Source organism: Hymenobacter persicinus, assembly GCF_004167665.1.
Classification (GTDB): Bacteria; Bacteroidota; Bacteroidia; order Cytophagales; family Hymenobacteraceae; genus Hymenobacter; species Hymenobacter persicinus.
This window is the reverse complement of record NZ_SEWE01000055.1, coordinates 1-26619: the sequence shown is the minus strand read 5'-3', so window position 1 is coordinate 26619 and position 26619 is coordinate 1. Positions and strand designations below refer to the sequence as shown.

At 62.9% G+C, this 26619-nt stretch carries 24 protein-coding genes and 1 tRNA gene; 3 read left to right on the top strand and 22 right to left on the bottom strand.

The window, feature by feature from the left end; genetic code table 11:
• Nucleotides 1–212, top strand: a 212-nt coding sequence (locus EWM57_RS21245) for a hypothetical protein (protein ID WP_165370570.1), incomplete at its 5' end; no start/stop codon positions are given.
• 91 nt (nucleotides 213–303) lie between these two features.
• Here the strand turns inward: EWM57_RS21245 and bshB1 are convergent.
• From bshB1 to EWM57_RS18530, 8 genes are all read right to left on the bottom strand, one after another.
• Entirely contained in the window at nucleotides 304–1023 is a 720-nt protein-coding gene (gene bshB1, locus EWM57_RS18565) for a bacillithiol biosynthesis deacetylase BshB1 (RefSeq protein ID WP_129922804.1), read from the bottom strand.
• A 147-nt stretch (nucleotides 1024–1170) separates the two neighbouring features.
• Complete coding sequence (locus EWM57_RS21860) at nucleotides 1171–2289, bottom strand: M23 family metallopeptidase (protein ID WP_317128208.1); 1119 nt, start codon at nucleotides 2287–2289, stop codon at nucleotides 1171–1173.
• A 116-nt stretch (nucleotides 2290–2405) separates the two neighbouring features.
• Nucleotides 2406–3353 (bottom strand): thioredoxin-disulfide reductase, encoded by a 948-nt coding sequence (gene trxB, locus EWM57_RS18555; RefSeq protein WP_129922803.1) that lies wholly within the window; start codon nucleotides 3351–3353, stop codon nucleotides 2406–2408.
• A 215-nt stretch (nucleotides 3354–3568) separates the two neighbouring features.
• Nucleotides 3569–4432: a sigma-70 family RNA polymerase sigma factor gene (locus tag EWM57_RS18550; protein WP_022823752.1), complete on the bottom strand. Its 864-nt coding sequence runs from the start codon at nucleotides 4430–4432 to the stop codon at nucleotides 3569–3571.
• 111 nt (nucleotides 4433–4543) lie between these two features.
• Nucleotides 4544–6700 carry a polyribonucleotide nucleotidyltransferase gene (pnp, locus tag EWM57_RS18545; protein WP_129922802.1) on the bottom strand — a complete coding sequence of 719 codons (2157 nt, stop codon included), beginning with the start codon at nucleotides 6698–6700 and terminating at the stop codon, nucleotides 4544–4546.
• 193 nt (nucleotides 6701–6893) lie between these two features.
• Entirely contained in the window at nucleotides 6894–7169 is a 276-nt protein-coding gene (rpsO, locus tag EWM57_RS18540) for a 30S ribosomal protein S15 (RefSeq protein ID WP_129922801.1), read from the bottom strand.
• A gap of 147 nt (nucleotides 7170–7316) precedes the next feature.
• Nucleotides 7317–8750, bottom strand: coding sequence for an LptF/LptG family permease (locus EWM57_RS18535; protein WP_129922800.1), 1434 nt, complete (start codon nucleotides 8748–8750; stop codon nucleotides 7317–7319).
• 114 nt (nucleotides 8751–8864) lie between these two features.
• Nucleotides 8865–9278, bottom strand: coding sequence for an START-like domain-containing protein (locus EWM57_RS18530; RefSeq protein ID WP_129922799.1), 414 nt, complete (start codon nucleotides 9276–9278; stop codon nucleotides 8865–8867).
• Nucleotides 9279–9416: 138 nt separating this feature from the next.
• Here EWM57_RS18530 and EWM57_RS18525 point away from each other — a divergent pair.
• Nucleotides 9417–9490 (top strand) — tRNA-Met (locus tag EWM57_RS18525).
• Between the two features lie 221 nt (nucleotides 9491–9711).
• Nucleotides 9712–10044, top strand: a complete 333-nt coding sequence (locus tag EWM57_RS18520; protein WP_129922798.1) for a hypothetical protein — start codon at nucleotides 9712–9714, stop codon at nucleotides 10042–10044.
• Between the two features lie 167 nt (nucleotides 10045–10211).
• On the opposite strand, the gene EWM57_RS18515 is transcribed toward EWM57_RS18520, so the two are convergent.
• From EWM57_RS18515 to EWM57_RS18450, 14 genes are all read right to left on the bottom strand, one after another.
• Nucleotides 10212–12020, bottom strand: coding sequence for a HAMP domain-containing sensor histidine kinase (locus EWM57_RS18515; RefSeq protein ID WP_129922797.1), 1809 nt, complete (start codon nucleotides 12018–12020; stop codon nucleotides 10212–10214).
• Between the two features lie 61 nt (nucleotides 12021–12081).
• Nucleotides 12082–13263, bottom strand: coding sequence for a universal stress protein (locus EWM57_RS18510; protein WP_129922807.1), 1182 nt, complete (start codon nucleotides 13261–13263; stop codon nucleotides 12082–12084).
• 24 nt (nucleotides 13264–13287) lie between these two features.
• Complete coding sequence (locus EWM57_RS18505; RefSeq protein ID WP_129922796.1) at nucleotides 13288–14403, bottom strand: porin; 1116 nt, start codon at nucleotides 14401–14403, stop codon at nucleotides 13288–13290.
• Between the two features lie 109 nt (nucleotides 14404–14512).
• A complete protein-coding gene (kdpC, locus tag EWM57_RS18500; RefSeq protein WP_129922795.1) occupies nucleotides 14513–15082 on the bottom strand; it encodes a potassium-transporting ATPase subunit KdpC in 570 nt (189 codons plus the stop codon).
• Nucleotides 15083–15152: 70 nt separating this feature from the next.
• Complete coding sequence (gene kdpB, locus EWM57_RS18495) at nucleotides 15153–17195, bottom strand: potassium-transporting ATPase subunit KdpB (RefSeq protein WP_129922794.1); 2043 nt, start codon at nucleotides 17193–17195, stop codon at nucleotides 15153–15155.
• Nucleotides 17196–17284: 89 nt separating this feature from the next.
• Nucleotides 17285–18985, bottom strand: a complete 1701-nt coding sequence (gene kdpA / locus EWM57_RS18490; protein ID WP_129922806.1) for a potassium-transporting ATPase subunit KdpA — start codon at nucleotides 18983–18985, stop codon at nucleotides 17285–17287.
• 95 nt (nucleotides 18986–19080) lie between these two features.
• Nucleotides 19081–19158 carry a K(+)-transporting ATPase subunit F gene (gene kdpF / locus EWM57_RS21955; protein WP_129922805.1) on the bottom strand — a complete coding sequence of 26 codons (78 nt, stop codon included), beginning with the start codon at nucleotides 19156–19158 and terminating at the stop codon, nucleotides 19081–19083.
• Nucleotides 19159–19516: 358 nt separating this feature from the next.
• On the bottom strand, nucleotides 19517–20869 hold the full coding sequence (locus EWM57_RS18480) for a sigma-54-dependent transcriptional regulator (protein WP_129922793.1): 1353 nt from the start codon (nucleotides 20867–20869) through the stop codon (nucleotides 19517–19519).
• Nucleotides 20870–21056: 187 nt separating this feature from the next.
• Nucleotides 21057–21401 (bottom strand): 50S ribosomal protein L20, encoded by a 345-nt coding sequence (gene rplT, locus EWM57_RS18475; RefSeq protein WP_129922792.1) that lies wholly within the window; start codon nucleotides 21399–21401, stop codon nucleotides 21057–21059.
• Between the two features lie 90 nt (nucleotides 21402–21491).
• On the bottom strand, nucleotides 21492–21686 hold the full coding sequence (gene rpmI / locus EWM57_RS18470) for a 50S ribosomal protein L35 (protein WP_129922791.1): 195 nt from the start codon (nucleotides 21684–21686) through the stop codon (nucleotides 21492–21494).
• Nucleotides 21687–21760: 74 nt separating this feature from the next.
• Nucleotides 21761–22354: a translation initiation factor IF-3 gene (infC, locus tag EWM57_RS18465; protein ID WP_129922790.1), complete on the bottom strand. Its 594-nt coding sequence runs from the start codon at nucleotides 22352–22354 to the stop codon at nucleotides 21761–21763.
• Nucleotides 22355–22765: 411 nt separating this feature from the next.
• A complete protein-coding gene (thrS, locus tag EWM57_RS18460; RefSeq protein ID WP_129922789.1) occupies nucleotides 22766–24715 on the bottom strand; it encodes a threonine--tRNA ligase in 1950 nt (649 codons plus the stop codon).
• Nucleotides 24716–24892: 177 nt separating this feature from the next.
• The gene (locus EWM57_RS18455; protein WP_129922788.1) at nucleotides 24893–26008 is read right to left on the bottom strand and encodes a tetratricopeptide repeat protein; all 1116 of its coding nucleotides are present in this window, start codon (nucleotides 26006–26008) and stop codon (nucleotides 24893–24895) included.
• 74 nt (nucleotides 26009–26082) lie between these two features.
• Nucleotides 26083–26619: tetratricopeptide repeat protein (locus EWM57_RS18450; protein WP_129922787.1), on the bottom strand; the 537-nt coding region annotated here is incomplete at its 5' end.

Genomic DNA, 26619 nt, shown 5'->3' with positions numbered 1-26619 from the left:
CCCAGGCCCTGCCCGCCCTGCTGGCCGCCTACCCCGCCCCGGTCAACCCTACGGACCCTGACGACGCCGAGCTCCACGCCGGACTCATCCGCCGGCTGCACTACCACGCCCGCCCCCTGCCGGCCGAGGACGTCACGCGCTGGCACCTGCTGCAAGCCCGCATCGTGGCGCTGGAAGCTGAAGCGGCGACCCTGGAAGCTACGCTGGGCTAAAAACAAAACAGCCGCCCCAGAACCGGGGCGGCTGTTTTGTTATCCTGTCATGCTTCACTCTGCTCAGCATGACCTTTTTTTTACCGCTGGTCTATATTAAATCCGTGAGTTGCTTCACGCCCACCGGCCGTTCCCGGGTGAAGCCTTCCCCGAACTCGACGCCAATCAGGTGGCCGAACTCCCGGGCCCGGGCTTCCATGAACTTGGTGAAGACGGGCGTGGAGAGGTAGGTGACGGGCTCGGTGCTCTCGGGGTCGAAAAACTGGGTTTTGTAGGCCTGAATCGACTCCCATTTTTTCTCCCAGTGCGCCGAGATGTCGACCACGAAATCGGGACTGATCTGGCGGTCCTGAATGAAGTGGTACACGTGCAGGGGGCGCCAAGCGGCCTGGGGCTGGCCGTCGTGGTCGAAGGTTTCAATCATCTTCAGGCCCGACAGAAAGCACGCGTCCGAAATGAGCTGGGCGCCGCGGCCGTGGTCGGGGTGCCGGTCGTGGATGGCGTTGCAAAGCACGATATCGGGCCGGTAGCGGCGCAGGGCGGCAATGATGGGCAGCTGGTGCTCCCGGTCGTTGCGGAAAAAGCCGTCGGGCAGGCCCAGGTTTTCGCGGGCGTCGAGGCCCAGGATACGGCGGGCGGCCTCGGCCTCGGCGGCCCGGGTGGCCGGCGTACCCCGGGTACCCAGCTCCCCCCGGGTCAGGTCTACGATGCCGATTTTCTTGCCGGCGGCGGCGGCGGCCAGCATCGTGCCGGCGGCCGACATCTCCACATCATCCGGGTGCGCCGCAATGGCCAGAATATCGAGTTTCATTTCGGTTGTTCGTTGTCAGTTATTAGTTGTTCGTTGTCAGTTGTCAGTTGGCAGTTGGCAGTTATTAGTTATCAGTTGCCGATCATCGTTGAACGACCTAACAACTGACAACCGACAACTGACAACTGGCAACCAGCAACGAACAACTCATTTAATCCGCAGCGTTTTGCCGACCTGCAGCGTGCGCGTGTTGCCGTTGAGGCGGCGCAGCTGGGCCTGGGAAACGCCGTACTTGTCGGCAATTTCGGAGAGCGTGTCGCCGCTGCGGATGCGGTGGGTGACCACCCGGCGGGCCGCCGCGGCCCGACTGCTGCTGCTGGCCTTGTGCGCCGCCTTGGCCCGCAGCGCCCGGCTGTAGTAGTCAAACAGGGACGAGGTGATAACGAAGTTGTCCTTGATGAGCTTGTAGTCGGGAAAGTCGTACATGCGCTCCGGGTCAATGGGGTTGCCCTCGTAGCGGATTTCGAAGTGCAGGTGGGAGCCGCTGCTGCGCCCCGTGCTGCCGCCGAGTCCAATGACCTGCCCGGCCTTGACGAAGGTGCCGGGCTTGACCAGCGGCTTGCTCAGGTGGCCGTAGAGCGTTTCAATGCCGTTGTAGTGGCGCACGAGCAGGTAGTTGCCGTAGCCCCCGCCGTCCCACTTCGAGATACGCATCACCCCATCGAAAGCGGCCCGCACCGAGTCGCCGGTTTCCAGGTCCAGGTCCACGCCGTAGTGCCAGCGGTAGCCGCGGAAGCCGAAGTCGGAAGTAACCGGCGTTTTACTGAGCGGCATCTTGGCAAAGCGCTGCTTTTCGGGCTCGGTCAGGTGGAGCGTGAGCGTGTCGCGCAGGCGGCGCCCATCCACCCGGTACGGGTTGATGTTGTGGGTGTCCCAGATGGAATAATAGCCCGCCACCTTCACCCACGACGAGTCGATGAGCACCTGCTCCGACACTTCCACAATGTGCTGCTCGCCCTCGTTGAGGGTAGTCGTGTCCTCACTGACCAAGGAGAGTTTCTTGGCCGGATTGAAGAAGATAGACTTGGCCGCCTCGGAGTTATCGTCGGGTAAATCCTTGGTTTCAATCAGCACCGTTGTATCGGGCCGCACGTAGCGGATGGTCGGCGACTTAATGCGGAAAAAGTCTTTCCGCCGGCTCGGCGAACCGGCTTTGGCCTTGGGCTCGGGCGCTTTGCGGCGCTGGGCCAGCGCTTGTCCCGGCAGAGCCAGCAGCAAACCCATCAGCAGCACGGGCAGCAGCCAGTATTTGAGAAGGTGAAGCAAGGGCAAAAGGTGATTTAGTGATTCAGTGACGTAGCGAGGCAGTGACCTAACGAATTGACGCCCATTCTATGCTAGACAGAACGTCAAACCCGCTAACTCACTACCTCACCCACTCACTAATGGTCTCCCAGGGCGGCCAGGTAGCGTTCCGCGTCGAGGGCGGCCATGCAGCCCGAGCCGGCGGCCGTCACGGCCTGGCGGTAGGTGTAGTCCTGCACGTCGCCGCAGGCAAACACGCCGTCGACGTTGGTTTTGGCCGAGCCGGGAATGGTTTTGAGGTAGCCCTGCTCGTCGTGGTGCAGGAAGGGCTGGAAAATCTTGGAATTAGGCTCATGCCCGATGGCGACGAAGAAGCCCTCCACCGGAATTTCCCGGGTTTCGTGAGTCAGCACGTTTTTCACCCGCACGGCCTCCACGGCGTGCTCGCCCAGGATTTCGTCGGTCACCGTGTTCCAGAGCACCTCAATCTTGGGGTTGTCGGTCACGCGCTTCTGCATAATCTTGGACGCCCGCATCTCGCCCTTGCGCACAATCATGTAGACTTTGCTGCACAGGTTAGCCAGGTAGGTAGCCTCCTCGGCGGCCGTGTCGCCGGCGCCCACGATGGCCACTTCCTTGCCCCGGTAGAAAAACCCGTCGCACACGGCGCAGGCCGACACGCCCGAGCCGTTCAGCCGGGCTTCCGAGGGCAGCCCCAGCCACTTGGCCGAGGCCCCGGTGGCGATGATGACCGAGTCGGCCGTAAGCTGCTTGTTCTCGTCGATGGTGATTTTGTGGGGGTGGCTCGAAAAGTCCACGGCCGTGGCCAGGCCGTAGCGCACGTCGGTGCCGAAGCGGGCAGCCTGCTTCTTGAGGTCTTCCATCATTTCCGGCCCCATGATGCCGTCGGGGTAGCCAGGGAAGTTCTCCACGTCGTTGGTAATGGTGAGCTGGCCGCCAGGCTGCAGGCCCTGGTACATCACCGGATTCATGTTAGCCCGGGCCGCGTAAATGGCTGCCGTATAGCCCGCTGGACCCGAGCCGATAATCAAACACTTGATGTGTTCCGTGGTGGTATTCTCCATTGCTTTGAAAAAGCCGAGTTGAAAAGTGAAGTGCAAAAGTAAGTGTCCGGTCGGGTTCTGCCGCCCGGGGCGCCTACATTGTCGTGGCCTAGTCCGGCAGCCGAACGATAAAGCGTCCGCCTCTGGTATAACCGGCCAAGCCGCCGAGCTTCCCGCCGGCCAACAAAAAACCCCAACGGCGGGCTGGGGTTTTTTGGGGCAGGAATCGTAAAAAACTATCCCAGGTAAGGCTTCAGGGCTTTGGAGCGCGAGGTGTGGCGCAGGCGACGAATGGCCTTCTCCTTGATCTGGCGCACCCGCTCCCGGGTCAGGTTGAACTTCTCGCCGATTTCCTCCAGAGTCAGGGAATGCTCCCCGTTCAGGCCGAAATACAGCGTAATCACGTCGGCTTCGCGCTTGGTGAGCGTGCTCAGGGCGCGCTGCACTTCCTTGCGGAGCGAGTCGTTCATCAGACCCGTGTCGGGCGACTCCTCGTCCTCGTTTTCGAGCACGTCGAGCAGGCGGTTTTCCTCACCCTGCACGAAAGGAGCATCCACGGACACGTGGCGGCCCGAGATTTTCAGGGTGTCAACCACTTCCGAGGTCGTCAGCTCCAGCACTTCGGCAATTTCCTCGGGCGAAGGCTCCCGCTCAAACTTCTGCTCGAGTTCGGAGAAGGACTTGCTGATCTTGTTCAGCGAGCCCACCCGGTTCAGGGGCAGCCGCACAATGCGGCTCTGCTCGGCCAGGGCCTGCAGAATCGACTGGCGAATCCACCACACGGCGTAGGAGATGAACTTGAAGCCCCGGGTTTCGTCAAAGCGTTTAGCGGCTTTGATCAAACCCAGGTTGCCCTCGTTGATCAGGTCACCCAGCGACAAGCCCTGGTTCTGGTACTGTTTGGCTACCGACACCACGAAGCGAAGGTTGGCTTTGGTCAGTTTTTCCAGCGCCTGCTGGTCACCTTCCTTGATGCGCTGCGCCAGCGTTACTTCCTCGTCGGGAGTGAGCAGATCGACCTTACCAATCTCCTGGAGGTACTTATCCAGCGACTGGCTTTCGCGGTTGGTGATCTGCTTGCTGATTTTAAGCTGTCTCATTGCGGGCGCGAAATTGTATTTTTAAAAGTATTGAACATCTGTGAGGCTTTCCCGGGGGTCGGCAGTTGTAAACAACGTGCCGACCCCGCTGAAAGTTCGAAGAACTAAGCGTTAGGCTTGGGCTTCGCCGGCGGCACGCTCGGGCTTGGGCAGCAGGGCCTTGCGCGACAAGCGGTATTTGCCCGTCTTCTTGTCGATGTCCATCAGCTTCACGTCGATTTCCTGCCCGACTTCCAGCACCCCTTCCAGGGCGGCCAGACGCTCGTGCGAGACTTCCGAAATGTGCAGCAGGCCGTCTTTGCCCGGCATGATTTCCACGAAGGCGCCGTAGGGCTGGATGCTGCGCACCTTGCCTTTGTAGGTTTCGCCCACTTCCGGGGTGGCGGCAATGGCGCGGATCCGGTCGATGGCGGCCTGCATGTCTTCCTGGTTGGAAGCGTAGATGCTCACGTGGCCTTTCTCGTCCTTCTCCTCGATGATAACCGTGGCGTTGGTGTCCTTCTGGATCTGCTGGATAACCTTGCCGCCGGGTCCGATAACGGCACCGATGTACTCTTTGTCGATGAGCATCTTGTGCGAACGGGGCGTGTGAGGCTTCAGCTCGGCAGCCGGTTCACTGATGGTCTTGGCCATCTCACGCAGGATGTGCAGGCGGCCTTCGCGGGCCTGGTGCAGGGCGGCGGTCATGATTTCGGAGCTCAGACCCTGGATTTTGATGTCCATCTGGCAGGCTACGATGCCTTTCTCGGTGCCGGTTACCTTGAAGTCCATGTCGCCGAGGTGGTCCTCGTCGCCGAGAATGTCGCTCAGCACGGCGTACTCCCCGGTTTCCTTGTCTTGCACGAGACCCATGGCAATACCCGAAACGGCGGCGCGCACCGGAATGCCCGCGTCCATCAGCGCCATCGAACCAGCGCAGACCGTTGCCATCGACGAAGAGCCGTTCGACTCCAGGATGTCCGACACGATGCGTACGGTGTAGGGGTTCTCGTCGTCGGAAGGCATTACCTTCTTCAAGGAGCGCAGGGCCAGGTTGCCGTGGCCGATTTCCCGACGGCCGGGGCCGCGGTTAGGCTTCACTTCACCGGTCGAGAAGGCCGGGAAGTTGTAGTGCAGCATGAATTTGCTGTAGCCCGAGGTCATGGCCGTATCGATGATCTGCTCATCGAGCTTGGTGCCCAGGGCTACCGTGGTCAAGGACTGGGTTTCGCCGCGGGTAAACAGCGCGGAGCCGTGGGCGCCGGGCAGGTAGTTCACTTCGCTCCAGATGGGGCGAATCTGGGTCAGGGCGCGGCCGTCGAGACGGGTGCGCTCCTTGATCATCATGTCGCGGATGCCTTTCTTCTCCGCCGAGGCGTAGTAGCGGCCGAACATTTTCTGGTCGAGCTCGGGGTTTTCTTCGAGCAGCTGGGCCAGCAGGGGCTTCTTGATAGCGCCGAAGGCTTCCTTGCGACCAGCCTTGCTGGTGTTGCCCGACTTGGCCACGTCGTAGGCGCCCTGGTAGACGGCGTCCGTGATGCGCTTTTTCAGCTCCTCGTTTTCCTCGTACTGCGGATACTCGCGCTTCACGTGGGACTTCTCCACGGCGGCGGCCAGCTCCTGCTGCACGCGTACTTGTTCTTTGATGGCTTCGTGGGCGTAGGCAATGGCTTCCACCATTTCCTCTTCGCTCACCTCGTTCATCTCGCCTTCCACCATGGCCACCGAGTCAGCGGTAGCGCCCACGATGAGGTCGATGTCGGCGCGGGCAATGTCGGCGGTGAGGGGGTTGATTTGCAGCTTGCCGTCGATGCGGGCCACGCGAACCTCCGAGATGGGGCCGGCGAAGGGAATGTCCGAAATCGAGAGGGCAGCCGAAGCGGCCAGGGCGGCCAGCGCGTCGGGCTGCACGGTCTTATCAGCCGAAATCAGGGTAATCATCACCTGCACCTCGTAGTGATAGTCCTTGGGGAACATCGGGCGCAGGATGCGGTCTACAATGCGGCATACCAGGATTTCGTAGTCCGACAGGCGGCCTTCGCGGCGCTGGAACGAGCCGGGAATGTTACCGGCACCACCAAATTTCTCCTGGTAGTCGACCGACAGCGGCAGGAAATCCACGTCGCCGCGGGCGCTGGGCTGCGATACGACCGTGGCCAGCAGCATCGCGTCGCCGAGGCGCACCACGACGGCGCCGTCGGCGAACTTGGCCAGCTTGCCGGTTTCCAGGGTGATCTGCCGACCGTCGGGCAGGGTAATGCTCTTGGTAATAGCGTTGTAATTGGGCATCTAGGAGTGCTTTTTAAAAGCGTGCAGCGGGCGAGCAGCCAAAAGAACGGGCCGGCGAAAGGCGCCGTTCTACTCTGAAAATTGGAAGGGATTCAACCTGAACAGCAACGGCGGCGGGGAAGTGCGGACCGTTGGGAACAAAAAAAGAGTAGGGAACCCTCGGTGTGAGGGTTCCCTACTCCAAAGCGGTGGGTTACTTGCGGATACCCAGCTCCTTGATGATGGCGCGGTAGCGGTTGATTTCGCGGTGCTGGAGGTAGTCCAGCAGGCGGCGACGCTTACCAACGAGCTTCAGCAGACCCAGGCGGGTCGAGAAGTCTTTCTTGTTTACCTTCAGGTGCTCCGTCAGGTGGATGATGCGGTGGGTGAACAGCGCAATTTGCGATTCGGCCGAACCGGTGTCGGTTGACGTCTTGGCAAGGCTATTTTTCTCGAAAATAGACTGTTTTACTTCGGTAGTGAGTTTCATCGGCAGATAGGTTTCCCCGTCTTGGATTAAGCGTGAAAAAGAAATTGACTACCCCGCATTTCGGGGTGGCCGCAAAGGTAACAGATTTTCCTATCCGTTGGTAGCCCGGCGGACAATTTCCCGGGAGCCCCGCTCCCACCCGAGTGGCTACACGGTGCGCTTGTAGCCGCGGAAAGGCCAGCGCAGCTTGGCGGGCACGAGCCGGCTAAAATCCAGTTCCAGCAGCCCGGAGTCGCGGCGGGCCTGATTGAGAAAGAGAATGCCCACGGGCAGCAGCAGCAGCGTCGACATCCACATGCCCAGGCCCACGGGCATTACGGCTTCGCGGCCGTACTTCTCGCCCATGATGGACAGCACGTAATAGATGATGAAAAAGACGATGGAAATCAGCACCGGCACGCCCAGGCCACCCTTTTTGATGATGGCGCCCAGCGGGGCCCCAATCAGGAACATGAGCAGCACGGCCGCCGACTGCACGTACTTGCGGTAGATTTCGATGCGGAAGTTGTTGGTTTCCTTGGCTAGGTTGATGAGCCGCTCCCCGGTGCTGCCGACGTAGGACTTCACGTTGCGGACCCGGTTGGTGGCCTGGTCGATGAGCGAGGCGTTCAGGGCGGGCAGCTTTTTGGTGGGCACCTGCCAGCTAGCCACGCGGCGGGCCTGCACCTGGCCCGTGGTATCGAAGCGCAGGTAATTGTAGTAGGGCGTCAGCTGCCGGGGCAGCTGCCGGCGCTCCAAGGCCAGGCGGTTGTGCAGCGAGTCGGTGTAGCTGCGCAGCTCGGGCAGGTTCTTCATCATCTTGTTGCTGGTGAAGAGCTCTTCCTTGGTGCGGTTCAGGTCGAACGAGGCCAGCGAGAAGGTAATCATGTTGCGGTCGAAGGCCTCGCGCACGAAGCTGGCCCCGGCCCGGTCGCGGGCGTCGGGCTGCTCCACGTACATCGTGCCCCGAAACAGCTCCAGACCCAGGTATTGGCCCCCGAAGCGGGTGAACATGCGGCCCGAGTCGGCCAGAATCACGCTGGAGTTGCCGCGGCCGTTGGTGTGGTCGTAGATCATGACGCCCATCAGGATGTCGCCGTCCTCGCCCAGCTTCTTGTTGACCTTGATGGTGTAGCCGGGAATCCCGTTGTAGAACACGCCCTCCCGGATGTCGAGGGCCAACTTCTGCTGGCGCAAGTCCCAGAGCAGGCTGTAGGCTTTCAGGTTGGCCTTGGGCACAATGGCGTCGTTGAACCAGAACGAGCCCACGGCCAGCAGGGCACTGACCAGCAACACGGGGCGCAGAATCCGGATCAGGGAGATGCCCGAGGTTTTGATGGCCGTCAGCTCGTGGTGCTCGCCCAGGGTGCCGAAGGTCATCAGCGAGGACAGCAGCACGGCCAGGGGCAGCGAGACGGGTACCATCAGCACGCTGAAGTAGAACAGCAGTTGGGAAATAACGGCCGCCCCGAGGTCTTTACCGACCAGATCGTCGAGGTACTTGAGCATGTACTGGGTGAGCAGAATAAACTGCACCACGGCCAGCGTCAGCAGAAAGGGCCCGGCAAAGGCCTTCAGAATCAGTTTATCGAGTTTCTTCATGTACGGTACTCCCCGCGCGCAGCCGGCGGGCCCGGCCAACAAAAAAGGAGCAAAAGAGAAACGAAGGTACGCTCCGTTTCGCTCTTGCTCCCTGCGGATTTTTTTGCGGGGCGCTTAGCCCCCCACCAGCTCGCGCAGCTTGACGATCATGCTTTCCCACATGTCCTGCAGCTCGCTGTCGTCGGTTTCCTCGGAATAGTCAATCACGCGCAGGTACACCTCCTGGGTCAGCTGGGACTCCTCGATGGAGAAATCCAGGTAGTTTGCGTCGGCCGTGTGGCGCTTGTGCGCATCCAGAAACACGAAGCGCACGGAGCGGTTGGTGCGGTGGGAGCTCATTTCGGCGTAGTGCGGCTGATTATCCCAGATAAAATTGTAGCGGTGGTCTTCGTCGATGCGTACGTCCTGACAGTACCACTGCGAGAGGCCCGAGGCCGAAGCCAGGTACGGGTAAAGAATTTTGGGCGAAGCGTTTACGGGCAATTCGACCGTAAAACGGTGTTTAGAGCGAGTAGCAGAGAGGGGCATAAGCTGAACAAAACGAGTAAAAAAGAGGGGCCGCCGGCTGGGAGAACAGCGGGCCGCAGCCAATATACACGGGTTTTTTTTCATGCAAGGCTTGCGCGGGTTCAAAACTTGTCCCTACCTTTGCGGCACCAAAAACCCGGCGGGGTAGCTCAGTTGGTTAGAGCACAGGATTCATAACCCTGAGGTCACGAGTTCAACTCTCGTCCCCGCTACTTGCTAAAACCGTCTTTCTCTCGCAGGAAGGCGGTTTTTTTGTGCCCGTTGGTTTTTTGCCCCGGCGCAGCAGAGCCATTGGCGAATCTAACGCGAGCAGTTCACTTTCAGCTTCATTAGCATGAAATGCTGAATGTCACATTTACAGGGCAATGAGCCTTTTTTAAGGCCCAGGCTAGGGGTAGATTTACTGCATTCCTCACCCTTTTTTCCTGTTCTTATGAAAAGCATATTTCGCCTACTCGGCTTAGCGGCCGCCCTCACCCTCAGTACCGGCCTGACCAACGCGGCCATTAAACCGCCCGTGCTAGCCAGCATGCTCCCCGACGTTTATTATGCTGGGCGGGACATGGGCCAGGCAGTACGCACGGAGCTCTACGACGATTACATCCATAACCGGATTACCAAGGACGACTACAACCAACAGATTACCGACAGCAGAGCCGAGGCTGAATTTTATCTGGCCGAAGCCCAGCAGGAAAACATGTACGACGATATCTGGTACTGGAAAGGATTTCTCGCGGGCAGCGGCATTGGCTATCCTCTGCCATAGATTCAGACAGATACACGCTGAAGAATCAGGATTGCCGGTAACCTCACCCTGACGCCCTGCTTTCTGATTCGGCGCACGTCCTCGCTACCCAGAAAATGCCTTCCTGCAATCAGGAAGGAATTTTCTTTTTCGGCGGCTCTCCCCTACCAGTAGCCGGATCAATATCCCTACGCCGCCAGCTCTGCCCCGTCGGCCACGGGCAGCGTGAAGCAGAACGTGCTGCCCATGCCCAGCTCACTTTCCACCCAGAGCTGCCCGCCCTGGCTGCCGATAAACTCGCGGGCAATGCTTAGGCCCAGACCGGAGCCGCCGCGGTAGCCGCGCTGGTCGGGAATCTGCACGAAGCGCTGGAAAATCCTTTCCTGGTGCTGGGGCGCGATGCCCGGGCCGTGGTCCTGGACGCTGACCTGCACCTGGCGGCCGTCGGTGGAGCGGGCGGCGCGCAGATGAATCGGGCTCTGCTCGGGGGAGTAGCGGATGGCGTTGGCCAGCAGGTTGAGCAGCACCCAGGTGGTTTTCTCGATGTCGGCGCGCACCCGGGGCAGCGTGTCCGGCAGCTGGGCGTCGAGGGTGAGCTGCCGGGGCTGGAGCTGGAGCTGAATGGTGGCGGCGGCAAACTCGACGATGTCGGCCACGGCGGCCGACTGGATGTTGAGCTGGATGTTGCCCGACTCGAGGCGGGACACGTCGATGAGTTCCCCGACCATTTTAAGCAGGCGCTGGTTTTCCTGCTTGAGGTTGCCCACGATGCTGAGCTGCTCGGCGTTGAGGGCCCCGACTTTGCCGTTTTGCAGCAGCTTGAGGCTGAAATTGATGCTCGACAGCGGCGTTTTAAGCTCGTGCGACACGGTGGCCAGGAAGTTGGATTTGGCCTGGTCGAGCTTCTTGTATTCCGACACGTTGTGGAGCGTGAGCACCGAGCCTACAAACTCCATCTTGTCGAGGGCCTCGTTGAACGACACCACGTCGTTGACGGTGAGGCGGAAGTAGGCCTCTTCCCCACCCTGGCTGATGGTAAAGAGCGGAATGTCCTGCTCGCGCCGGGCCGCGGGCACGTCGAGGTGGGTCAGCAGCTCCCGAAACAGGTCGTTTTCCCGGGCCACGTCCTCGGCGAGCCGGCCCACCAGACGGCTCGGGGGCAGCTCGAGCAGGCGGCCGGCCACGGGGTTGGCCACGATGACGCGGTGCTTCTCGTCGATGAGCAGCAGGCCCTCGTCGAGGTTGTCGACCAGGCTGGTCACGCGGTTGCGCTCAGCCATGAGCTGGGCCAGCGTGGAGGTGCGGTAATCCTGGAGCTGGACCAGCATGCGGTTGAAGGCCCGGGCCACGGTACCGAACTCGTCGTGGCTTTCCACCGGAATGGAGGCCGTAAAATCCTGGTTCGTGGCGTTTTCGATGCTGGCCAGCAGCTTGCGCAGCCCGCCCACGGCCGCCTCGGGCACGCTCAGCACCAGCAGCAGGGCCACGAGCGTGGCCACGGTAAGCAGGCCCAGCACGTAGCGGCTCTGCTCGCCGAGGCGCTGGCTGGCGGCCTCATTTTTCTGGGTCAGGGCCTGGGTGTTGACGTCGATAATCCGGTAGGTAAGCTCCCGCATTCGGCCCGTGACTTCGGGCGCCACGTCGGGTGCGCCGCCCGTGTCGTGGAGCCAGGCACCCTGGTATTCCTGAAGCCGGGTGAGCTGCTGCTGCAACTCATTGACCAGCTCCTGCTCCCCAGGCTCGGTCACGTTGCCGGCTTCGAGCAGAAAGGCGCTGGCGAAGGGGCCGGTGCCGGTGGTATCGGTCAGGGGCTGGCGCTCCAGCTGGTCCAGGGCGCGCAGCATGCGCTGACCCAGCTCCACGGAGTAGAGGTTGTCCTGGAGGCCGTGGCGGGAAGTGCGCTCCAGCTGGCGCAGTGAGTAGAGCGAGTAGCCGCCCACGCCCGCCAGCAGCAGCAGCGCCAAAAAGCCCAGGGTAATTTTGGTTTTCAGATTCATGGCAAAAAGTACTTGAACGAGCCGTCACGGCGGGTAGTCCGCACCCGTGGGCTGCTCTACTCTAGGTAACGAGGAAAATATCGAGGTCGGGGCGCTGGCGGGCCACGTGCCGAATCAGCCGGTGCGTAACGCTACCCCGGACGAGGCGGGCCCACCACCCCTTCTTCCCCGTAACCCCGCAAATCAGCAACGAAGCGCGCGTATCGGTGGCCACCCGCATGATTGTCGGCACCACGTCGGGGGCTTTCACCCGCAGAATCTGGGCGCCCAGCTCGGTGGCCAGCTCCAAGTTGCGCAGCAGGTGGCGCTGGGTGGCCAGCTCCACCCGGTCGGCAGCTTCGCGGGGCAGCTGCACGTAGAGCACGTACCAGCGGGCCCCGCCGAGCCGGTCGGCCAAGCGGCTGGCCTTGCGGATAATCTCGCGGGCGGCCGGGGCATTGGCGTTGATGCAGGCCAGCAGACAGTCGGCGTTGCGGCGCTCCGGGGCCCAAGCGGGCCGGTCCGCGGCCTGCTGCTCAATTTGGCGGCCCAGCAGATTGGCTACTTCCCGCAGGGCCAGCTCGCGCAGCTGGAGCAGGTTTTCGGTCTGAAAGAAGTTCTCCAAGGCCGTGGGCACCTTCTGCGGGTCGTAGATCTTACCCTCCTCCAGCCGGGCCCGAAGCTCGGGCACGGTCAGATCCACGTTCACCACCTCGTCGGCGAGCTTGAGCAGCTGGTCGGGCACGCGCTCCGTCACGTCGGTGCCGGTGATGCGCAGCACTTGGTCGTGCAGGCTTTCCAGGTGCTGCACGTTCAGGGCCGTAATCACCGAGATGCCGGCCCTGACGAGCTGCTCCACGTCCTGCCAGCGCTTTTCGTTGCGGGAGCCGGGCACGTTGGCGTGGGCCAGCTCATCAACGATGACCACCGCCGGGCGGCGCTGCAGAATGGCGGCCACGTCGAGCTCCTCGAGCCGGCGGCCCTTGTAGAACAGCGGCTTGCGGGGCAGCAGCGGCAGGCCCCGCAGCTGGGCCTCGGTACCGGCGCGGCCGTGGGTTTCGGCGTAGCCCACTACCACGTCGACCTGGTGCTGGAGCAGCTCGTGAGCCTCCTGCAGCATGCGGTAGGTTTTGCCCACCCCGGCGGCCAGCCCGAGGTAGACCTTGAGCCGGCCGCGGCGGCGCTCCTGCACGAGGCGCAGAAACCGCTCGGCCGATTCGTCGCGCTGCTGGTCGTCGTCAGCGCCAGGGGCGGAAGTTGGCATCACACGGTCGAAAAGTAAGCCAGACTAAAACGAGAGGGCAATGCTGCTGGTCAGGTTGCCGTAGCTGTCGGCCTGGCGCCCGTGGCGCTGCTCAAACAGCGGACTGCGGGCCGTCAGCAGGCGGCCTTCCACCCGCCAGACCACGTTGGCCGTGGGCGAGTAGTCCAGGTTCAGCGAGGCACCCTTGAGCCGAACGTCGGCGGCAGTGGCGGCGGGCAGGCTGGAGCTGATAATCACGCCGTGGTCGGCGGAGTAGTACTCGGCGCGGGCGGCGGCGGTCCAGTGGTCCGTAAAGCGGTAGCGGACAAACAAGCTGCCGGCGTGCCAGGTGTCGGCCTTGCCCCCGCCCGCGCCGCGCTGCTGCTGGCCCACGTCGAACACCAGGGCGAAGGACAGGCGGCCGGTGGCGGCGTACGAGGCGTAGAAATCGTGGAAGTAGCGGCGGCGGCGCACCGAGTCCTGAGGCTGCTCGTTGCCGTAAAACGTGCTGCTGTTGAGCAGAAGCTTGGCCGTGGGCTTCCACTGCAGCTGGGTGCCGAGGGCCTTGGCCTGGTTGTTTTCCCGGATGTTCTGCCAGCCGTTGAGTACCAGCCCGGTCAGGGTCAGCTTGGGGCTCACTTCGTAGGTGAGCCGGGCGCCGGCCTCGTAGTAAGGCGAATTTTCGGCCATCAACGAGCGGGTCAGCGTCCAGTTGTCCTTGCTCAAAGCCGACTCAAAGCCGATATGGGAGCTGAAAATGCCCACGTCGAGCCAGGCCCGGCGGAAGGGCCGGAAGCCGGCGTAGGCTTCGTAGAGGTGCTTGAGCACCGGATCCTCGGCGGCGTAGTTGGCCGACACGTAGGTTCCCGCGTGCAGGCCCAGGGCCCCGCGCACCCGCCCGTCGTCGTAGCGCGCGCCGAGCACGGCGTTGTTGACCGTAAACTCGTTTTGGCGGTTGTGGGAATACAGAAAGCCGGGGCGCTGGTTGGTGGCCGCGTGGCGGAAGTCGTAGCCGTAGTAGCCATCCAGAAAGCCGTAGCTCGTCAGGGACGCCGCGGGCACGGCCGCCACGGAATCAGGTTGGGCGGGCGGAGCGGTTTGGGCAGCGGCGGCGGCGGCGGTGAGCAGCAGGCCCAGGGTGAAAAAGGCGCGGTAGGTCATGGGAAGTAGAAGGCCGCGGCCGGCGTGGCGGCCGCTGGAAGATGGGGAAAGAAGCAGCTCAACCAGGAGCTAAACAACGGACTTCGGCGGAAAACGGCGGCCGGGCGGCCTACTGGCCCGAAAGTTCGTCGAGGGCCACGTTCAGGGCCAGCACGTTCACTTTGGCCGGGCCGAAAAACACAATCAGCGGTTCTTCCACGTGGGCCGCCACCAGGGCCCGGACCCGGGCCACGGGCAGGTGTCGCAGGCGGGCTACCCGCTCCACCTGGGCGTAGGCCCCGGCCGGCGACAGGTGCGGGTCGAGGCCCGAGCCGCTGGCCGTGACCAGCTCGGCGGGCACCTGCCCGGGCGCCACGGTAGGATTCTGCTGCAGAAACGCTTCCACCCGGGTGTGCACCTCGGCCAGGTAGGCGGGGTTGGTCGGGCCCTTGTTGGAGCCGGCCGAGCCGGCGGCGTTGTAGTCGACGGCCGAGGGCCGGGAGTTGAAGTAGCGCGGCTGGTCGAATTTCTGGCCCACGTTGGCGTAGCCGACCACGCGGCCCCGGTGGCGGACCGTCACGCCCTGCCCGGCGGCCGGGGCCAGCTGGGCGCCGGCCCATACCAGGACCGGGTAAATCAGGCAGCAGACGACCAGCAGCACCAGGGTCAGGCGAAGGGCGGGAAGCAGGTTCTGTTTCATGGCAAAATGCGAAGTGCGAGAAGGAAAATGGCGGCCCCGATGGCCAAAACCGGGTGGGCCGCGCGGTTATTTACAGGAAAAGCCCCACCACCAGGTCGATGAGCTTGATGCCCAGAAAGGGCACGATAACGCCGCCCAGACCGTAGATGAGCAGGTTGCGCCGCAGCAGCGCCGAGGCGCCCAGGGGTTGGTAGGTGACCCCGCGCAAGGCCAGGGGCACGAGCAGCGGGATGATGAGGGCATTGAAGATGACGGCCGACAGGATGGCCGACTGCGGGGACTTCAGGCCCATCACGTTCAGCGCACCCAGGGCCGGAATGGCGACCATAAACAGCGCGGGGACGATGGCGAAGTACTTGGCCACGTCGTTGGCGATGCTGAAGGTGGTGAGCGTGCCCCGGGTCATGAGCAGCTGCTTGCCGATTTCGACCACCTCAATCAGCTTGGTCGGGTCGTTGTCGAGGTCGACCATGTTGCCCGCTTCCTTGGCCGCCTGGGTGCCCGAATTCATGGCCACCCCCACGTCGGCCTGGGCCAGGGCGGGCGCGTCGTTGGTGCCGTCGCCCATCATGGCCACCAGCCGGCCCTGCTGCTGCTCGCGGCGGATGTAGGTCATCTTGTCCTCGGGCCGGGCCTCGGCAATGAAGTCGTCGACGCCAGCCTGCTCGGCAATGTAGCGGGCCGTGAGCGGGTTGTCCCCGGTTACCATGACCGTCTTGATACCCATCCGACGCAGGCGCTCAAACCGCTCCTGAATGCCGGGCTTGATGACGTCCTGCAGCTCGACCACGCCCAGCACCCGCTCGTTCTGGCTCAGCACCAGCGGGGTGCCGCCGTTGCCGGCAATGGCATCGACCTGCTCGGAGGTGGGCTGGGGAAACGGCTCGTTGGCCCGGGCCGCCAGCTGCCGGATGGCATCGGAAGCGCCCTTGCGCAGGCGGGTACCGTCGGGCAGCGTGACGCCGCTGCTGCGGGTTTCGGCCGTGAATTTGATCAGCTCCGCCCCGGCCAGGCGCTGGTGCAGGGGCTCGGGCGCCACCGCCAGGCTGCGCGCCAGCTCCACAATGCTCCGGCCCTCGGGCGTCTCGTCGGTGAGCGAAGCCAGGGCGGCCAGCTCGGCAAACTGCCGCTCACTAACTCCCGGCGCGGGCCAGAAGCGGGTGGCGCGGCGGTTGCCGATGGTGATGGTGCCGGTTTTGTCGAGCAGCAGCACGTCGATGTCGCCGGCGGTTTCCACGGCCTTGCCGCTTTTGGTGATGACGTTGGCCCGCAGGGCGCGGTCCATGCCGGCAATGCCGATGGCCGAGAGCAGTCCGCCGATAGTGGTCGGAATCAAACACACGAACAGGGCAATGAAGGCCGAAATGGCAATGGGCGTGCGGGCGTAGTCGGCAAACGGGGCCAGCGTGACGCAGACCAGCACAAACACCAGCGTGAAGCCGGCCAGCAGGATGGTGAGGGCAATTTCGTTGGGCGTCTTCTGCCGCGCGGCCCCTTCCACCAGCGCAATCATCTTGTCCAGAAACGACTCGCCGGGCGCAGTGCTTACCACCACCTTGATCCGGTCGGTGAGCACCCGGGTGCCGCCCGTCACGGAGGACTTGTCGCCGCCGGCCTCGCGGATAACCGGAGCCGACTCGCCCGTGATGGCCGACTCGTCGATGGTGGCCAGGCCCTCGATGATTTCGCCGTCGGTGGGAATGATTTCGCCGGCCTCAACCAGGAAAATCTGCCCCTTCTGCAGCGCGGACGACGATACTGAAACCTGGCGGCCGTCGGCGTCCAGCACCCGGGCGGGTGTTTCCTCGCGGGTTTTGCGCAGGCTTTCGGCCTGGGCCTTGCCCCGCGCTTCGGCCAGGGCCTCGGCGAAGTTGGCAAACAGCAGCGTTAGCAGCAGGACCACAAACACCGTCAGGTTGTAGCCAAACGAGCCCTGGGCCGGGTCGGGCCGGAACAGCAGCCCTAGGGTCACGACCAGCATCACCGCCGTCCCGACTTCGACGGTAAACATCACCGGGTTGCGAAACATCAGGCGCGGGTCGAGCTTGACAAACGCCTGCCGTACGGCCGGAGCCACCAGCGCGGGTTGAAAAAGGGAGGTTTTCGTTGACATGAGATTTTAGAACTCAGAGCTTAGAAGGGAGAGCTTGCCACTGGCCGAGAGCTAGGTTTTCAGTTCTCCTTTCCAAGCTCTACATCAGATTAGTACAGGGAGAAATGCTCGGCCAGCGGGCCCAGGGCCAGGGCCGGAAAGAAGGCCAGGGCCGCAATGATGACGATGACGGCCAGCACCATTACCCCGAAGGTGGCCGTGTCGGCGGGCAGGGTGCCGGCGCTTTCGGGCACGTACTTTTTGCGCGCCAGCAGGCCGGCAATGGCTACGGGTCCGATGATGGGCAGGAAGCGCGCCAGCAGCAGCACCACGCCGGTGCTGATGTTCCACCAGGGCGTGTTGTCGCCGAGGCCCTCGAAGCCCGAGCCGTTGTTGGCCGCGGCGGAGGTAAACTCATAGAGCATCTCGGAGAAGCCGTGGTAGCCGGGGTTGGCCAGCCAGCCGGCGTTGGCGGCGGGGTCGGCGGCGTAGAGGTGGGCCGTGAGGGCCGTGCCGGCCAGAATCAGCAGCGGGTGCAGCAGCGTGACGAGCACGGCAATCTTCATTTCCCGGGCTTCGATTTTCTTGCCCAGCAACTCAGGCGTGCGGCCAACCAGCAGCCCGGCGATGAAGACGGCAATGATGAGGTAGGCAAAGAAGTTGAGCAGCCCCACCCCGCAGCCCCCGTAAAAGGCGTTGGTCATCATGCCCAGCAGCTGAGTCAGGCCCGAAAGCGGCATAAACGAGTCGTGCATGGAGTTCACCGAGCCGCAGCTGATAACCGTGTTGGTGATGCTCCAATAGGCCGAGGCGGCGGCCCCAAACCGGATTTCCTTGCCTTCCAGCGCGCCCAGGGCCTGGTCGACGCCCAGCTTGGTCAGGGCAGGGTTGCCGTGGAGCTCGTAGTACACGGCCGGGGCCAGCAAGGCCGCGAAGCCCACGGTCATCACCCCAAAAATCATGTAGGCCAGCCGGGGGCGGCGCAGGTAGAAGCCCAGGGCAAACACCAGGGCCACCGGAATCACGCAGAGGGCAGTATTCTCGACGGCGTTGGTCAGAAACGTCGGATTTTCGAGCGGGTGGGCCGAGTTGGCCCCGTAAAACCCGCCCCCGTTGGTACCCAGCTCCTTGATGGCCACCATGGCCGCCACCGGCCCCCGGCTCACCGCCACCGAGTCGCCCTGCAGCGTCACCAGGGGTTGCTTGCCGAGCATGGTCATGGGCGTGCCGCTGAAGACCAGTACCAGGGCAACGAGCACCGAGCCGGGCAGTAGCAGGCGGGTAAGGCTCTTGACGAAGTAGTCGTAGAAGTTGCCCAGCTTGTCGGTGGTGCGGGTTTGCAGGGCATTAAACAGCACCACGGCCGCCGCAATGCCGGTGGCGGCACTCACAAACTGCAGGAAGGTGATGACCACCAGCTGGGCGAGGTACGAGAGGCCCGACTCGCCGGAGTAGTGCTGCAGGTTGCAGTTGACCAGAAAGGAAATGGCCGTGTTAAAGGCCAGATCGGGCGCCATGCTGGGGTTCTGGTCGGGGTTGAGCGGCAGGCTGCCCTGGGTGCTGAGCACGAGCATGGCCAGCCCAAACCAGACGAGGTTGATGGTCAGCAAGGCCAGCAGATGCTGCTGCCAGCTCATTTCGCGGCGCACATCGATACCGGCCAGCCGAAAAATGCCGTTTTCCACGGGCCGCATAAAGTCGAGCAGGCTCTTTTCGCCCCGAAACACGCGGGCCAGGTACGCGCCCAGCGGTAGGGCCAGCGCCAGCGTGACGAGGTATATCCCGCCGAGGCTGAGTAGTTCGTTGTTCATCATGAGTGAGGTGGTAGGCGCCGACGGCGAGGGGGAGCAATCCGGGGTCAGGCGGGACCTGGGCGGGCAGCGGGCCCCTCGCCGCCGGAGCGGAATTAGAATTTCTCCGGGCGCAGCAGCACGTAGCAGAGGTAGCCGAACGTGGCCAGGGAGAGGAAAAACAGGGTGACCATCATGGCGCGGCGGGGTTAGATCTGGTCGAAAAAGTCCACGGACCGGTAGAAAATCCAGAATCCGGTCAGGCCGGTGGCCACAAGCACGGGAAGCATCAGAAAAGCAGGCATCAGGCAAGCAGTAGAATGGTGATGCGCGGCCAACTGCCATTCCGGGCCCGCTTTTCCTACCCGGCCTCCCCTAGGCCTGTATCATTTTGGTATTCAGCGCAAAATGTTTTTCACCTTCTTCACTGGCCACCCCCAAACGCAAAAAAACCGGGTCATTCTGACCCGGTGCGCTGGTCAGAATAACCCGGTTTGGTGGAGGGCGGCGGCCGTGTTTGTTCTTCAGCAGCCTAATACTGAGGTAGCGGCGCTACAACCCGTACTCCTGAATCTTGCGGTAGAGGGTCTTGGTGCCGATGCCGAGCTGGCGGGCGGCTTCCATCTTGTTGCCGCCCGTCTCGTGCAGCACCTGCCGGATCTGGCGCTTTTCCAGGCTGCGCAGGGTTTTGTCGGAGGCTTCATCCAGGTTTGCGTCGGCCGACCAGTAGTGGAACTCGGCCGGCAGGTCGTCGGTAGTGAGCGTGTCGCCCTCGGCCAGGATGGCGGCGCGCTCCAGCACGTTTTTCAGCTCCCGCACGTTGCCGCGCCAGTCGTGGCGGCCCAGCTGCTCGAGCACCTCGGGCTCGAGGCCGCGCAGGCGGCGGCGCAGCTTGGCGGCGAAGAACTGCAGAAAGTAGTCGGCCAGCAAGGGCACATCCTCACGCCGCTCGTTGAGGCCCGGCACCGGCACCGTAAACACGGCCAGGCGGTAGTACAGATCGGGCCGAAACTGGCCCGTTTCGGCTTCCTGGCGCAGGTTGCGGTTGGTGGCCGCCACCAGACGCACGTCCACGCTCGTGGGCCGGGTGTCGCCGAGCTTGGTGAAGGTCTGGGTTTCGAGCACCCGCAGGAATTTGGCCTGCACGTTGAGCTCCAGCTCCCCGATTTCGTCGAGAAAGAGCGTGCCACCGCTGGCTTCCTCAAGCAAGCCTTTTTTATCAGTCAGCGCCCCCGTAAACGCGCCTTTCCGGTAACCAAACAGCTCCGATTCAAGCAAATCCTTGGGAAACGCCGAGCAGTTGACGGCCACGAAGGGCTTATTTCGCCGGGCGCTGGCCTGGTGAATAGCCTGGGCAAAGAGCTCCTTACCCGCGCCGGTGGGTCCTTCCAGCAGCACCGTGGAGTCGGTGGGCGCGACGCGCTCCGCCAGCCGCTTGGCCTGGCGCAGGGCCGCCGACTCCCCAATCATGCTGGCAAAGCTGTATTGGGCCCCGACTTTCTTTTCCAAGTCGGCAACCCGGTGCTGGAGCCGGGCTTTTTCGGCGGCGCGGTCCACCACCACCACCAGTTGGTCGTCGGAGTCGCCTTTGGTCAGGTAGTCGAAGGCCCCCTCCTTCATGGCCCGGACGCCGTCGGCAATAGTGCCGTAGGCCGTCAGCAGAACTACCTCGGCCAGGGGAGCGGCCTGCTTGTAGCGGGGCAGCAGGGTCAGGCCGTGGCCGTCGGGCAGCTTGACGTCGCTGAGCACCACCAGCACCTGCTCGGCGTGCTGGCGCAGCAGTTCCAGGCCTTGGTGGGCGGTGGGCGCGGTCAGCATCGAATAGCCTTCGAGTTCGAGCACCCGCGTGAGCACCTGGCGCAGGCTGGTTTCGTCGTCAATGAGCAGCAGGGTTCCTTTGGGCATTACAATCGGCAAAAGCGGGGTTGAGGCCGCAAGGCTACGCAAAAACCGCGTAACCCGCCCATCCGCAGTAATTCCCGTATGCTGCGCCACCCGCGCGCCGGGCCGGGGCGGCGGCGGATGCAGTTGGAACAAAAAAAGAGCCTGACCGGGATGGTCAGGCTCTTTTTTTGTGCGTTACGCAAAAGATCTATTTGATCTTCTCCACAATGCCTTTGAAGGCCGCAGGGTGGTTCAGGGCCAGATCAGCCAGCACCTTGCGGTTGAGCTCGATACCCGCCTTTTTCAGGCCGCCCATCAGCTGCGAATACGACAGGCCGTGCTCGCGGGCACCAGCGTTGATACGCTGGATCCAGAGGGCGCGGAACTCGCGCTTCTTCACTTTCCGGTCGCGGTAAGCGTAGAGAAGGCCTTTCTCAACGGCGTTCTTGGCGACGGTCCATACGTTCTTGCGACGGCCGAAATAGCCTTTCGCCAGACGCATTACTTTCTTGCGGCGGTGGCGCGAGGCCACGTGGTTTACACTTCTTGGCATAACCTACTTTTTTTGGCGGCCGGTGACTGTTCACTAAAGTCTTCGAGACCGGACGCCGGGTTGAAATTTACTTAAGCTACTCTGCCGAACTTAGATGTTCAGCATGTCCTTCACGCGGTTCATGTCCGCCGTGCTTACCAAGGTGATGTGCGTCAGATTACGCTTCTGCTTGGTGCTCTTCTTGGTGAGGATGTGGCTTTTGAAGGCGTGCTTCCGCTTCACCTTGCCCGAGCCGGTGAGCGTGAAACGCTTCTTAGCACCGGATTTCGTCTTTACTTTCGGCATTGTGGTATGTATTGAGAAAAAAGAAAAAGCTGATTGGGGGCCGAATCAAGTTGCCTCACTTCGGCTGGCTCCCGCTACTCGGCGGCTTTGGACTCGGCGGCTGGCTTCGGCGCCGGGGCGGCACCTTCCTTGGCTGCGGGCTTGGGCTTGGCCACCGACGGGGCCACTTTCGGGGCCAGGTACAGGAACATGCGCTTGCCTTCGAGCTTGGGCAGCTGCTCCACCTTGGCCAGATCCTCGAGGGCCTGGGCAAACTTGAGCAGCAGGATTTCGCCCCGCTCCTTGAAGACGATGGAACGCCCCACGAAGTGCACGTAGGCCTTGATCTTGGCGCCTTCCTTCAGGAATTCCTGGGCGTGCTTGAGCTTAAAGGCGAAGTCGTGGTCGTCGGTGTTGGGGCCGAAACGAATTTCCTTGAGCACCACTTTGGTGGCCTTGGCCTTCATCTCGCGGGTGCGCTTCTTCTGCTCGTACTTGAATTTCGAGTAGTCGATAACGCGGCACACGGGCGGCACGGCGGTGGGCGAAATCTCAACTAGGTCGAGGTTTTGCTCCTGGGCCATTTTACGGGCCTGCTCAATCGGGTAAATGCCTTGCTCGATGTTTTCACCGACCAGGCGTACCTCACGGGCCGTAATCTTCTGGTTGATTTTGAACGGCTCCTCCACCTGAGCGCGGGGGATGTAGCGGCGATTTGGGGTAGCTATGGGTTGGTCCTCCTTCTGAAAGGTGAGCTTAAAAGTCTGTTTGCACGCGCCGAAGCCCGAAATGCCGGGCAGCAGCAACGCTATCAGGGGGCGAATATCCGGCTTTTTTTCGAATCTAAAAAAGCGACTATATAAAATAGCCCGGAAAACAACCCGCTGGGTGGCTTTCTACAAGCCACTGGCGGCCGGTTAAGTTCAGTGCGGCCGGGTTATGGCGAGGCCAAGCCCATGCAATCCACCCTGTTCAATGCACTAAACCTTGTGCATCGAAAAGCCCCAACGTTGCGCTAACGTTGGGGCTTTCTATTATCCGAAGCTATTTAACTTCAGAAGGCAGATTGCTTCGGCCTTTGGCCTGGCAAGGACAGCAAGCTAGGAGGCTTTGCCGTCCATCATTTCCGAGACCTGGGCCTGGAAGCTCTTGATAAAGGCGTCGATGGGCATGGAGCCCAGGTCGCCCTCGCCGTGCTTGCGCACTGAGACGATGCCGTTTTCCTGCTCCTTTTCGCCCACGATGAGCATGTAAGGCACTTTGGAAATTTCGGCGTCGCGGATTTTGCGGCCGATTTTCTCGTCCCGGCCGTCGAGGTTGCCGCGCAGCTCGGCCTGGATCAGGCGGTCGTAGACCTGCTGGGCGTAGTCCTGGTACTTCTCCGAAATGGGCAGCACGGCAAACTGCTCGGGCGAGAGCCAGAGCGGGAAATTGCCGCCGCAGTGCTCAATGAGCACGGCCACAAACCGCTCCAGCGAGCCAAACGGGGCGCGGTGAATCATCACCGGGCGCTGGCGGGAGTTGTCGGGGGCCACGTATTCCAGCTCGAAGCGCTCGGGCAGGTTGTAGTCGACCTGAATCGTGCCCAGCTGCCACTTGCGGCCGATGGCGTCGCGGACCATGAAGTCGAGCTTGGGGCCGTAGAAGGCCGCCTCGCCCAGTTCCGTTACCGTGCTCAGGCCTTTCTCGGCCGCGGCTTCGATGATGGCCTGCTCGGCGCGGGCCCAGTTCTCGTCGGAACCGATGTACTTGGTTTTGTTCTCGGGGTCGCGCAGCGAAATCTGGGCCGTGAAATCGGGGAAATCCAAGGCCTTGAGTACGTAGAGCACGATGTCAATTACCTTGAGGAACTCCTCCTTCACCTGGTCGGGGCGGCAGAAGATGTGGGCATCGTCCTGGGTGAAGCCGCGCACCCGGGTCAGGCCGTGCAGCTCACCGGACTGCTCGTAGCGGTACACCGTGCCGAACTCGGCCAGGCGCACGGGCAGGTCGCGGTACGAGCGGGGCTTGCTCTTGTAGATTTCGCAGTGGTGGGGGCAGTTCATCGGCTTGAGGAAGAACTCCTCGCCGGGGTTGGGCGTCTTGATGGGCTGGAACGAGTCGGCGCCGTACTTCTCGTAGTGGCCCGAGGTCACGTAGAGCTCCTTCGAACCGATGTGGGGCGTCACGACGGGCTGGTAGCCGGCCTTGAGCTGGGCGCGGCGCAGAAACTGCTCGAGCTTCTCGCGCAGGGCCGTGCCCTTGGGCAGCCACAGGGGCAGCCCCGCTCCTACCTTCTCCGAAAACGTGAACAGCTCCAGCTCCTTGCCCAGCTTGCGGTGGTCGCGGCGCTTGGCTTCCTCGAGGCGCTCAAGGTACTCGGTGAGCTCCTTGGCCTTGGGGAAGGTGATGCCGTAGATGCGGGTGAGCTGCTTGTTCTTCTCGTCGCCGCGCCAGTAGGCGCCGGCCACGTTGAGCAGCTTCACGGCTTTAATCGGGGAAGTATCCGGGATGTGGGGGCCGCGGCAGAGGTCGGTAAAATCGCCTTGGGTGTAGAAGGTGATGGAGCCATCCTCCAGGCGTTCGAGTAGGTCGAGCTTGTAAGGGTCCTGCTTTTCGGTGAAGTAGGCAATGGCGTCGGCTTTCGACACCTCTTTGCGCTCGTAGGTGCTTTTCTTTTTGGCCAGTTCGAGCATTTTCTTCTCCACTTCCGGCAAATCGTCGGTGGAGATGGTGCGGCCTTCGCCCAGGTCGATGTCGTAGTAGAAGCCGTTTTCGATGCTGGGGCCGATGCCCAGCTTCACGCCGGGGTACAGGGCTTCGAGGGCCTCGGCCATCAGGTGAGCCGAAGAGTGCCAGAAGGTGGCTTTCCCATCCTGGTCGTTCCAGGTCAGGATTTCGAGCTTGGCACTCGAGTCGATGGGGCGGTGCAGGTCGCGCACCTCGCCGTTGACGCGCACGCCGAGGGCGTTGCGGGCCAGGCCCTCACTGATACTGGCGGCGACGTCGTAGCCCGTGGTGCCATCTACAAACTGGCGCACGGAGCCGTCGGGAAGCGTGATGTCAATCATGTTGGGAAGGAAAAAAAGTAGCTATACAAACAGCGTGAAGCCGCAAGTTACGGAAAGGGTGAACTTGTGAAAGGTGAATTTGGGAAAGCTAAGCCCAATTGTCAGGGTCACGCGGGCTCGGCAGCACGGCAGACCGGTAAGACGCTGGGCTGATTCGGTACGAGGTAGCTTAGCGGCTTACAGCGACGGACGGGCCCCGGAAAGCGGCTCCACGGGCGCGGTGGCGGCCCGGCGAATCGTGTCGGTGAAGATGCCCCGGGCGCGGTTGCCGGTTTTCCAGGCTTTGTAGGTCCAGTGCCGGTTGCCGGGGTTTTCGGCCACGAGGCGGCGGTACTGGTCGGCGGCTTCGGGGTAGCGGCCCAGGCTCTCAAAGCTTTCGGCCAGCATCAGGCGGGCGTTGGGCAGGCGCGGGGCCCGACGCAGCGCCCGCTGCAGGTGGGGCAAGGCCGTGGCGTAGCGGTGCAGCTTGAATTCGTTCAGCGCCAGGCGGTAGTCGGCGCGGTAAAGCGTGGTGTCGAGCTGCACCGCCCGGGTGTAGTAGCGCAGGGCGCTGTCGGGCCGGCTTTGCAGCTCAAACTGCCGGCCGTGGTCGTACCAGAGCGGACCGTAGGTGGGTGCCAGCTTCAGGCCGCGGGCCGAGTAGGTGGCCGCCTCGGCCGGCAGGCGAAACGCATTCGAGAGAAAAGCCAGCTGGTGCAGAATCTCGGGCTGCCGCGGGTCCCGGGCCAGGCTGGCGCGCAGGTAGTCCAGGGCCTGCACCGTGTCGGCCACCGACACGTAGGCAATGCCCTTGTAAAACAGCGCCGCGGCGTGGTCGGGCTCCTGCTGCAGGGCCCGGTCGAGGTGGTCGAGGGCGGCCTCGTAGTTGCGGGCGGCCAGGTTGGTTTCGCCCACCAGCAGGTTCAACTCGGGCGAGGAAATGCCGTGCCGGGAGGCCAGTTGGGCGGCGGCCAGCGTAGCCTGCAGCTTGCCCTGGGTGCGCAGGGCGCGGGCCTTGGTAAAGTAGTACTCCCCGGGCGCGTCGTCGAGCTCCAGGGCCTGGTTGATGTCGCGCAGGGCGGCCTCGGTCTGACCCGCATCGAGCCGGAAGGCCGCCCGGCGGGCGTAGAGGGCCGCGTTGCCGGGCTGACGGCTGATGGCCCCGTCGAGTTCCTGGGCCTGAATGCGGGGGCCGCTCTGCACCGTTTTCAGGTTCACCATCCGGGCCGCCTGCTCCGGGGGCGCACTCTCACAGGCCGGAAGCAAAACGGCGGCAAAGGGCAACAGCAGCAGGGCAAAGCGCGGAAACGGCACGGGGCAGAAATGAAAGTCCGGCGCAAAGATACACGCCCACGGCCGGCCGTGCGGCTCTGGGCGGCCAGCGCCGTTTAGGTTTTGCGAATCTTGTGGTGGAGCTGCTTGAGCATTTTGCGGTTGAGCTGCACGAGCATGCTGCGGCAGCGCCGGCTCATTTCCAGCTCCTCACTCGTGACCGGGGTGAGCTGGGCCGCTTCCTGGAGCACGGCAATGGCCTGGCTGCGCTGGCCCTGGTTGAGGCGTACCCGGGCCAGGTCGTAGCAAAACTGGATCCGGGCGGGGTCCAGTTCGTGGGCCCGCGAGAGGGCCGTCAGGGCGCGGCGGGTGCTGGCCCCGTTGGGCATGCCGCCCAGCACGAGCTTGCTGAAGGCCCGCTCCAGGGGGTTGTAGTGGTCGACGCGGTAGTGCCAGCGGCCCAGCAGCTGCCAGGCATCGGCCCACTTGGGGGCTTTTTCGGTGGCCTTGAACACGTATTCGCGCATTTCCTTGTAGGCAATCAGTCGGCCCCGGGCGCTGAGCAGGGTGGCCTGGTTGGCCAGCGCCAACGCCTCGGCGTAGTTGCCCTCCGCTCCTTCCGGATTCACCACCAGCGCCCGGGTCGAGTACAA